General features: G+C 65.6%; 5 protein-coding genes. 1 reads left to right on the top strand and 4 read right to left on the bottom strand.

Annotation, left to right across the window (positions count from 1 at the left end):
• The first annotated feature begins 3 nt into the window (after window positions 1-3).
• Entirely contained in the window at window positions 4-5,703 is a 5,700-nt protein-coding gene (locus HGK27_RS21830; RefSeq protein ID WP_206244917.1) for a Calx-beta domain-containing protein, read from the top strand.
• A gap of 60 nt (window positions 5,704-5,763) precedes the next feature.
• On the opposite strand, the gene HGK27_RS21825 is transcribed toward HGK27_RS21830, so the two are convergent.
• The 4 genes from HGK27_RS21825 to HGK27_RS21810 form a co-directional block, all read right to left on the bottom strand.
• Complete coding sequence (locus tag HGK27_RS21825) at window positions 5,764-6,114, bottom strand: hypothetical protein (protein ID WP_206244916.1); 351 nt, start codon at window positions 6,112-6,114, stop codon at window positions 5,764-5,766.
• A 239-nt stretch (window positions 6,115-6,353) separates the two neighbouring features.
• Entirely contained in the window at window positions 6,354-7,964 is a 1,611-nt protein-coding gene (locus HGK27_RS21820) for a TauD/TfdA family dioxygenase (protein ID WP_206244915.1), read from the bottom strand.
• Complete coding sequence (locus HGK27_RS21815; protein WP_241127727.1) at window positions 7,961-9,280, bottom strand: DUF5690 family protein; 1,320 nt, start codon at window positions 9,278-9,280, stop codon at window positions 7,961-7,963. Before HGK27_RS21815 ends, HGK27_RS21820 begins: the two co-directional genes overlap by 4 nt.
• 105 nt (window positions 9,281-9,385) lie before the next feature.
• Window positions 9,386-10,909 (bottom strand): CehA/McbA family metallohydrolase, encoded by a 1,524-nt coding sequence (locus HGK27_RS21810; RefSeq protein ID WP_206244914.1) that lies wholly within the window; start codon window positions 10,907-10,909, stop codon window positions 9,386-9,388.
• Window positions 10,910-10,911: the final 2 nt, after the last annotated feature.

Here is a 10,911-nt window from a genome sequence, read left to right as displayed (position 1 = left end):
TCCATGCCTACGTCGGTTTTCATCAATGAGTTCCATTACGACAACGTCAACACCGATTCCGGCGAAGCGATTGAAATCGCCGGCATCCCCGGCACCGACCTGACGGGCTGGACCATCGTCCTCTACAATGGTGGTACCACCGCTGCCGCTGCTGCTGCAGCCGTGACTTATGGCACCGTCCAGACTCTGTCTGGCGTGCTGGTCGACAATGGCAGCGGGCTGGGCACGATGATGGTCACCTACGCGCAAGACGGTTTGCAGAACGGTTCGCCCGATGGTTTCGCGCTGGTCAATGCGCAGGGCCAGGTGGTGCAGTTCCTCTCCTATGAAGGCGTGCTGACGGCTGCCAACGGCCCCGCCGCCGGGATGACCAGCACCGATGTCATCCAGCAGGAAAGCAATGCCACGCCTGTCGGCACCTCACTGCAGCTGACCGGCAGCGGCAGCTATTACGAGGACTTCACCTGGGCCCCCACGGCTGCCAGCACCTACAACAAGATCAACAACGGGCAGACCTACACCGCCCCCACGGGCACCGGCACACCGACGCCCAGCGCCACGCTCTCCATCGCCGCCGTTACCGCCAGCGCGAATGAGGGCGCTCCGGGCGACAACACCCCGTTCACCTTCACCGTCACCCGCAGCGATGGCACCGGCACCGCCAGCGTTCACTATGCCGTCACCGGCGCGGCCACCAACGGCGCCAATACCGCCGATTTCGGTGGCTTGTTGCCTTCTGGCACCGTGTCCTTCGCCGATGGCGAAACGCAAAAAACCATCACCGTCATCGTCACCGGCGACCATCTCGCGGAAAATGACGAGGGCTTCGTGGTGACGCTCAGCAATCCGCAGAACGCCGCCATTGCCACCGGCTCGGCCAGCGCTACGATCCTCAACGACGATCACGCCGGGGCGCTCTCCATCGCCAACGCCAGCGTGCTGGAAGGCAACAGCGGCAGCACCGATCTGCATTTCACCGTCACCCGCGCGGGCGGCAGCGATGGCCAGGTCTCGGCCACCTACACCGTCAACCTCAACGGCACTGCCACGGCGGATGACCTGACTGGTGCCACCACCGGCACCGTCACCTTCGCCGATGGCGCCACCACCGCCGATGTGGTGGTGCATGTGCAGGGCGACACCGCCTATGAGCCCGACGAAACCTTCGGCATCACGCTGAGCGCCCCCACCGGCGGCGCCACCATCGCTCAGGCCACCGCCACCGGCACGATCCTGAATGACGATGCCCCCCCGGCAGCAGGCGCGATCTCCATCGCCGACGCCTCGATCGTGGAAGGCAACAGCGGCATCCAGTCGATGGAATTCGTGCTGACGCGTGACAGCGGCAGCACCGGCGCTATCACCGTGGATTACTCGCTAGCGCTGGGCACGGCGAGCGCCGCCGATCTCGATCCGAATCAGGCCTATAGCGGCACGATCACCTTCGCCGCCGGTCAGACCACCGCCACGCTGCTGGTGGGCATCGTGGGTGACACCACCATCGAGCCCAACGAGACCTTCACCGTCAACCTGTCCAACGCCACCGGCGGTGCGGTGATCACCGACGCGCAGGCCGTGGGCACCATCGTCGACAATGACCCCACCAGCGTGGTCTTCATCAACGAGCTGCATTACGACAATGTCGGCACCGACATCGGCGAGGCCATCGAGCTGGCAGGCCCGGCAGGCACCGATCTGACGGGCTGGACGCTGGTGCTCTACAACGGCGGCAGCGGTCTGGCCTACAGCACCCGCACCCTGTCCGGTGTGATCCCCGATCAGGATCACGGCTATGGCACGATGACCTTCGCCTATGCCAGCAACGGCATCCAGAACGGTTCGCCCAGCGGCATGGCTCTGGTCGATGCCAGCGGCCATGTGGTGCAGTTCCTGTCCTATGAAGGCACGATGACCGCCAAGGACGGCGCGGCCAAGGATATGACCAGCACTGACATCGGCGTGTCGGAAACCTCGGTCACCAATGGCTATTCGCTCCAGCTGTCGGGCACGGGCTCGAACTATGGCGATTTCACCTGGCAGAATGCCGCGCAGAACACCTTCGGGACCATGCCTGCCGCGGGCTCCGGCGGCACCGGCGCGATCAACACCGGCCAGAGCTTCCTGCCCGCCACCGGCACCAGCTATTTCGGCGTCACCGACACGAAGATCAACGAGGGCAACAGCGGCGTCACCCCGCTGACCTTCACCGTCACCCGTGCTGGCGGCTCGGCTGCGGCGGCCAGCGTCGACTATCATATCGATCTGGGCACGGTGTCGCTTGATGACATCACCGCAACCCCGCTTTCGGGCACGCTGACATTCGGCGTGGGCGAAGTGGCCAAGACCATCACCATCGGCGTGATCGGCGACACGGTGGGCGAAAACAATGAAACCCTCTCGCTGACGCTGAGCAATCCGGTCGGCGATGCGCAGATCAACCAGGCCACCGCCACCGGCACGATCCTGAACGATGATCCCATCGAGCTGGCGATCTACCAGATTCAGGGGGCGGCCCATACTTCCCCGGTGGTCGGCCAGACGGTCAGCACCACCGGCATCGTTACGGCGGTGAGCGGCACCAGCTTCTGGATTCAGGACCCGACCAGCCACCGCGAAACCGGCGCTTCGGATGCCATTCAGGTCTTTGTGGGCAGCGCTCCCACCGTCGCCGTGGGCGATGCGGTGCAGGTTTCGGGCGTCGTCACCGAATTCCAGCCTGCGGCCGGTTCGCTGACAGTCACCGAGATCAACACCCCAACCGTCACCGTGGTCTCGCATGACAATGCCCTGCCCGCCGCCATCGTGATCGGCGTGGACGGCATTCTGCCCCCCACCAATGTCATCGATGACGATGGCATGACCTCCTATGACCCGCAGCACGACGGCATCGACTTCTACGAATCGCTCGAAGGCATGCTGGTGACGGTGGAAACGCCGATCGTGGTCGGGCCGACAGATGGCAAGAACACCTATGTCGTCGCCTCGGCGGGCGAGGGCGCGACCAATATGAACGATCGCGGCGGCATCACCCTGTCGGGCACCGATGCCGCGCCCGAGCGCATCGAGATCTATGCCGACAACACCGTGCTGCCCGGCTATGTGCCCAACCACACGCTGGGCGACATTCTCAACAATGTCACCGGCATCCTCACCTATTACAACTCGCCCGAACTGCTGCCCACGCAGGCTGTCACCACGCTGGTCGACAAGGAAACCACGCAGGAGGTGACCGCGCTGAAGGGCGACGCCGATCACCTCTCCATCGCCAGCTTCAACATGGAAAATGCTGATCCCACCGATCCGCAGGCCAAGTTCGACGCCATCGGCAAGGAGGTGGTCAACAATCTGGGCTCGCCCGACATCATCGGCGCTCAGGAAATTCAGGATGCCGATGGTGCAGGCAGCGGCAGCGACCTGTCGGGCGCGGCCACGGCCCAGAAGGTGATCGACGCCATCGTGGCGGCGGGCGGCCCCACCTATGTCTATGTGGAAATCGCTCCCACCGTGGCAGGCAGCACCGGCGGCGAGCCGGGCGGCAACATCCGCAACGGCTTCTTCTACAACCCCGAGCGCGTCACCTATGTCGAGGGCAGCGCCGAGCTGGTGCCGGGCGCGGCCTTCACCGGCAGCCGCAGTCCGCTGGCCGCCGAATTCCAGTTCAACGGCCAGACGGTGACGGTGATCGATGTTCACTCCACCTCGCGCGGTGGTTCGGAATCGGCATGGGGTGCCGACCAGCCCGCCACGCAGGCCGGGGATTCCTCACGCACCGCTCAGGCCGAGGCGATCAAGGCCTATACCGATGCGCTGCAAGCCGCCGATCCTTCGACCAAGATGGTGATCCTGGGCGATTTCAACGGTTACTATTACGAAAACGCGCTGAGCACCTTCACCAAGGATGGCAGCTTCACCAACCTCTATTCGCTGCTGCCCGAGGAGGAGCGTTACTCCTACCTCTATGAAGGCGCTTCTCAGGCCTTCGACAACATTCTGGTCAGCAACAATCTGACCAATGGCGCCGCCTTCGACGCGGTGCATGTCAACGCCGAGCAGACTGTGCAGGTGATCACCGACCACGATCAGGTGGTGGCCACGATCTATCTGCCCACGGCCACCACCACCCCGACAAACACCGCCCCCACCGACATCACCCTGACCAATGCCAGCGTGGCGGAAAACCTGCCCGCAGGAACCGTGGTCGGCACGGCGGCGGCTGTCGATGCCGAGGGCGGCGCGATGGTCTATGCCTTGACCGACAATGCCAAGGGCCTCTTCGCCATCGATGCGGCCACGGGCGTGATCACCACCACGGCGGCGCTCGATCACGAGGCGCTGGCCAGCGCCAACATCACCATCTCGGCCACCGACAGTGGCGGGTTGAGCTTCACCAAGACCATTGCCATCCTCGTCAGCGATGTGAACGAGGCGCCGGCCCGCGTCACCATCAGCAATGCCACGGTGGTCGAAAATTCGGTCGGCGGCACGGTGATCGGCACGCTTGACGGGCATGATCCCGATGCGGGCAGCACGCTCACCTATGCGCTGGCCACCGCCGACAGCCGCTTTGTCATTGAGGGTAACACGCTGCTGGTCGCGGCGGGCGCCAACATCGATTACGAAGCGCAGCACAGCATCAGCCTGGACATCACCGCCACCGATCAGGGCGGGCTGCACACCACCTCGACCATCACGCTGGCGGTGCAGGATGTGGCCGAGAGCTTCGGCGGCACCAGCGGCAGCGATACGATCCTGGGCGATGCCGGCAACAATGTGATCGATGCGGGCGCGGGCGACGATGTGGTCAGCCCCGGCCTTGGCGTCGACACGATCACGCTGGGCGCGGGCGCCGATACGGTGCGCGGGCTGCTGGCCGAGCTGCTGGGCGACACCATCACCGATTTCGGCAAGGAAGACCGCATCCAGATCCAGAACAGTGATTTCCATCGTTCGGATTTCACCGTTTCGGGCACGGGTGCCTCCACCACGCTGGGCTTCGGCGGTGGTTCGATGGCGCTGACCGGCGGGCTGTCGGGCGGCGATGTCATGGTGGCCCATTCGGGCAATGACACGGTGGTGACCTTCCATGCCTATCTGGCCGCGCTGACCGAAAACACCGCCGTATCCAGCAGCGCGATCAACGGCATCACCAATCAGGCCTATCTGAGCGGTGACACCTCCACCGCTTTCACCGTCAATGTCGAGGCGATGAGCGGGGCTGCCTATCACAACACGGTGGGCGTCTATGAGGTCGATACCGCCACGGGCCAGATTTCGGATGTGCGGATCATCGCCGCCGATGCCAAGAATGCCGCGAGCGCGATCAGCGTCACCGGTGTAGAAGCCGGGCACCAGCTGGGCTTCTTCCTGGTGCAGGATGGCGCCAGCACGCTGGGTTCGGCGCTGAGCAGCACCAATCTGTCGATCGTCAGCCAGAACGGCCATCTGGCGCTGGCCAACAATGGCACGGCGATCAGCGGGGCGACGACCTTCTTCTCGACCTCGGCGGCGGCCAATGTCGATGGAATGCAGCATGTGCTCTCGGGCGTGGCGAGCGACGGTTCGGGCACGATCCGGATCGGCTTTGAGGATCTGCTGCGCTCCGGCTCGCAGAGCGATGACGATTTCCAGGATGTCGTGCTGCATGTGACAGCAGTGCCTCAGGCCCATGCCGCCGCGCTGGAGACGGCTGTGCTGCACGGTTGATCCCGGGTTAAATAAGGCGGGGCGGTGCCGGTCTATCCAACCGGTGCCGCCCCTGTCTTTTCAGCGTCTTTTCAGTTTACCGGCGCGCAGGATCGCTGTTTCGCCTGAGCCATTCGTCACCTCATCATTGATCCGCACGGTCATGTTCTTGTTTCGCGGTGGCATGCCCATCTGCCGCTTCAAAGGTGCTATGTCCCTCATCAAAGCGCGGTTCCGCGCCTTCGGCAGCCGGAGCGGGAGGGAAGTCTGCCCTATGCCGGAACAGCGCCCCCAATCACCTGTATGGTCGATGGCCGCCGATATGTGACGATTGCCACAAGCGGCCAGCGCGATGTGAAGGGCCCTCAGCGAACGGTCTATGTCGTCTTCTGTCGAATGGGAGGCACGGGCGTCGCAGGTGTTGGCCTGCACATCTGTCCCGCAAGGGCCGAAGCGGTGCGCCGGAGGCTGAACGGCATGCTTCCCCTCCCGGTCGAGCTTGGCCTGACCGATGCGTGGCACTTCAGCGACAGGCGGCGATCCGGCGTGGCAAACCATGCCGCCGTTTTGCGCGCGCCTGAAACCTCGCGCAAACCGATAAGAACCGCAGTGAAAGGGCGGCGCCATCGCTGCCGGGGCATGGCGCCGAGGTTATGGGTGAAAGGGGCCAGCTAAGCGGTCAGCAGGTGCCGCAGCGCCAGCCGATGGAGCAAGGGTGTGTAATCTGCCCAGCTGGTTTGGGGCGGGGGCGTTTCCTTGCCGGCATCGTCGGCATGGCGTACGGCCAGCGCGATGTCATGGCCTTGCATCGCTTCGAAAGCGGCGCATTCTTCCTCGTCCATGGGGCCGCCCTGTTGCTGCAAGGTGGCGATCGAGGCCTCAGACAGGCGGTCACGATAGGCAGGCTGGCGCGCCACCAGATAGCGCTTGGCCGCGACATGGTGGCGCACCGGCCCGGCCACGCCGGCGCCGAACATCGGTTCCAGCCAGTCCGCGCCGCTGGTTTCATGCGGCGCGGCCATCGTCCAGCCGATATCATGCAGCAGGGCGGCGGCGACGGCCTCCTCACCAAGGCCCTGGCGGGCGGCGATCTCGGCGGCTTGCAGCATATGGTCGCGGATGGTGATGGCCTCGCCATAGGTGCCCGCCATGACGGGGGCGAGGAAAAGTTCTTCGACCCGGGCCACGGCCTGCCCGGCCAGCCCTTCGGCCAGCACGGAAACCTGTGAGGTCAGCCCGTCGATATCGGCATAGGCACCCTGAAGGTGCCGCGCGCCATGGGCGGTGAAGGCGGAGCGCCCATGCAGCAAGCGGCGGTTGTCCATCAGCACCATTTCGCCGCTGCGCAGGGCGAAGGTCTGCGCGAAGGCCGGATCGGCGAGGCAGGCCTCCAGTTGCTCCCATGCCGCCCACCATGCGGCGCGGCGTGCGGCATCGGCTTCGACAGGCCGGTCGAGCGAGCGGGAGTTGATCCGTAGCCGCAGCAGGCTGCCATCGGGGGCGAGGGCGATCACCGGCTCGACCGTGGCAAGGCGCCAGTCGGCACTCTGCCAGGCGAAGCGCACCGGCACGGTGGTGAGCAGAGCGAAGGCTTGGGGCGCTTCGGTGCGCAGATGCTCGACCAGCGCCAGCCCGTCGACCAGCCATGTTTCGCCGCCTTCATCGGGCGTGTCGAGGGCGTGGAGCAGCTGCAGATCGGGCGGGGTGACGCGATAGGGATTGTCGGTATGAGGCAGCAGCGCCAGCGCGCTGTCGGCCAGATTGGCCGGATCGGGCTGAACCTTTACATCGAAGAGGCGCCCGTAATTGGTCTCACGCACCGGGCCGAAGCTGGCGAGGAAGGTCTCGACGGTGCCGGGCATGGTGGGCACATCGGTCAGGCGGGTGTAACCATGCGAAAGGACCTGTCGCAGGCAGGCCAGACGCGCGGCGGGATCATGCAGGACCGCGTGATAGTCATGCGATTGGGGCGGCGGCGTGTCGTTGCGCCATGCCTGCCGGGGAACCTGCGCGGCAACGGGCTCCAGCATGCGGGCCAGACTTGCCACGGCAAGGGTGGCCCGCGATCCATCGGCAAAACGGAGCTGCCAGAATTTTGCGCCCGCTTCGCAGGCCAGCAGCGCGCCGTGCGGGCGCAAGAAGCCAGGCACGCGTTGCAGCGATCGCGGATCGCGCCCCTCCTCGGCCAGTGCCAGCAGGTCGGGGGTCGACAGGGCATGGAGGGTGCCCGCGCTGTCGGCAAAGCGGGCGCCAGTGGCGTCGAAATCATGCAGGGTGATCATGCTGTCATCCGTCGATCGAAATAGAACCATGCCGCGACCAGCAGCGCCATGCCCAGCGCGCTGGTGATCAGGCTGACGGTCATCAGAAAATGCGTCCAGCCCAGCTGAAGCCTGGGCAGGTTGCGCAGCAGCAGCAGCGCCACCGTGCCGCCATAGCCGAAGGCATCGGCGACATAGATCAGGAAACCGGCATTGCCCGGCGTGCCGCCCGTGGCCACCAGCCGGTCGAACAGAATGCCGTTGAAGGGTGTATAGGCCAGATAGAGCCCCGCGCCGAGCAGGATCATCCAGGCCACCGGCCCCAGCAGATGCGCGGCAAACCCCAGCGAGGACCCGCCCGCCAAAGCAAGGCCAAAGCCCATCAGCATGAAATTGGCCGTCAGCGCGCGGCGGTTGTCGCGAAAGCCCATCAGCGCCGCCAGCGCGCCCAGCACCGCCAGGCTGACGGGCAGCTCGGTCCAGGCGAAGATGTCGGCCTGGCGGCCCAGACCGGCCTCGCGCCAGATCTCGGCAGAGAAATTATCGCGGAAATCGCGCAGGGCCGTCAGCATGATGTAGAGCAGGATCAGGCCGCTCAGCCCCAGCGCATAGCGCTGCCACAGGCGGGCGCGGGCGGCGGCATCCATGGGGGTACGCTCGACGCGTTCGGCGATGTCCTGAGCGGTGGGGGCAGGCAGGATCGCCAGGCCGTAAAGGCAGGCCAGCAGCACCGGCGCGAAGATCGCTCCGGTCAACGCGGGCATCCAGAAGGCGCTGATGCCGCGCAGCAGCAGCCCTTCGCCCACCGATTTGACCACGCCGGAAGACAGGATGAAGCTGGCGCAGAGGATGGCGGTGATCAGCTCCGACTGGCGCCGCCCCTCGACAAAGGCGAAGACCATGCCCCAGATCATGCCCAGCGCCAGCCCGTTGACGAAGAGACAGGCCGCGTTCCACGGCGCCGGAAACAGCGCGAAACCCACCAGCGCCAGCTCCGCCAGGCCGATCTGCGCCAGAATGCCCAGCACGCGGCGGTGCGCCGGCAGTTCGGCGATGATCTTCACCCCGATCATCTTGGACAGGGCGTAACCCACCACCTGCGCGATCACGAGCACGATCTTGTAATCGACGCCCCAGATGGTCAGCGCGCCGAAATCGCCCACGGTGAAGGGTTTGCGAAAGGCATACATGGCGAAATAGACGCCAAAGGCCATCAGCCCGGCATAAAGGCCAAAGGCAATCGGCGGCAATTGCGCGAGCCATTGGCCGGGCGCATGGCGCCGCTCAGCGGCCGGGGCTGTGCTGAGCGGCAGGGTGGAAAGCAGAGGCTGGAGCACGGGCCGTTCACACCATGATGGGGGGAAAGCCCGCTTACGCGATTCCTGTGACCGCCTTGCGTCAGGATCTGCAACGCATGCGGAGTGACGGGCGCACCGCCTATGTCACCGGGCTGCGGCGATGTAGATCGGATTGCCCACCAGCAGCAGGCGCCCCTGCGCATCCCGCACATCGGCGCGCAGCCAATGCGCCCGCCCATCGGCGCGCCATGGCGACAGGGAAAGTGACGCATCGCCCGCGAACGCGACCCGACGGGCCCCGTCGCTTTCCCCATCGACGATCAGCTGCAGCGTGCCGCTGCTCACCCCTTTCACCTCCACCGCCAGATCGGCGCTGTCGCCCGCGCGCAGGCGCAGCGTGCCGCCCATCTCGGCCTGCTGTGGGCCCGCTTTGGCGGTCAGGTTGAGGATGCGATCGTGCGTGCTCTCCACATCGATAAACACCCGCCCGCTGCGGAGCCCGGCCAGCAGGCCATGGACCGAAAGCTCGGGCATGTAGACGACGGTGGTGGGCATGCCCAAAGCGCCGGCTTCGGTGAGCGGGCGATCGGCCTCATGGCTGTCGCTGCCGCCGATGCCGGTGACATGTGCGCCGCTTTTCAGCAGGCGGTTCCAGTAAGCGAAGCCTTGCAGTGGGCTGTCCGCCGCGCCGGTCTCGCGCATGGTGCCGCCATTGACCACCTCGACGGCATCGGCCACGCCCTGCGGCAAGTCGTCCACCCGCCAGCCGCAGCCCATACAGATCTCGCCCGAGGGCGCGCCGGGGTGGTTGATCGAGACGATGCCGCCCTCGGCATGGGCGGCGTCGATCCAGCGGCGTGCCTGATCCCAATGGGGCGAGCCCATGCGGAAATCGAGGACATCGGTGGGGCCGAAGACATTGCTGTGGCCCCAGAAGGTGGTGATCTCTCGCCCGGGCACCAGCAGCAGCTTGTCGAAAGCGGGCTGGAGTTCGCGCAAAGCGTTGAAATGCGCGGTGCTGTTGTGATCGGTCAGCGCGATAAAATCGAGACCGCGCGCGGCGGCGGTTTCCACCACCCTATAGACCGGGCAGGAGACGCTTTTGCCCGCTTGCGACCGGCAATGGCCGTCGCTGTCGCCGCTGTGCATATGCAGATCGCCGCGATACCAGCCGGGGTGGCTGGAGAGCGGGGCATCGGCGAATTCGGTGATGGTCGGCTTGCGCTCGATAAAGATCTGCGCCTGATAATGCGCCTTTGCGCCCGGGCGGATGTTGGGGGCGCCAAGGATCAGGTTCCAGTGCCCGGCGGGCAGGGGGCCGGGCAGATAGCCCTGTGTGGCATCCTCGGTGCTCAGTGTCATATGGTCATGCGCGCCGCCGCCCCAGCCGCGAAACCTTTGCGGATCGCGCAGGCCCAGATCGATCACGCTGTGCTGGGCGCGATCATAGGTGAAGCGGATGGTGACGCGCGTGACGCCGGGGGGCAGGTCGAAGGGCAGTTCGGTGTAATGTTCGAAGCGATCATGGCCGAGGTCTCCTTCGAGAACCCGCCATGGCGCGCCCGCATCCGCCGCTGAGGTTGCGGGGGCCTGCGCCCCGGCTGTCGCAACCGACAGGCCAAAGGCGCAGGACAAAGCGAGAAAGGCGGATGCGAAGCGCTTACCCATGG

The organism is Novosphingobium terrae, assembly GCF_017163935.1.
GTDB classification, from domain to species: Bacteria; Pseudomonadota; Alphaproteobacteria; order Sphingomonadales; family Sphingomonadaceae; genus Novosphingobium; species Novosphingobium terrae.
The sequence above is the reverse complement of the archived record's forward strand: the minus strand, read 5'-3'. Positions and strand labels throughout refer to the sequence as shown.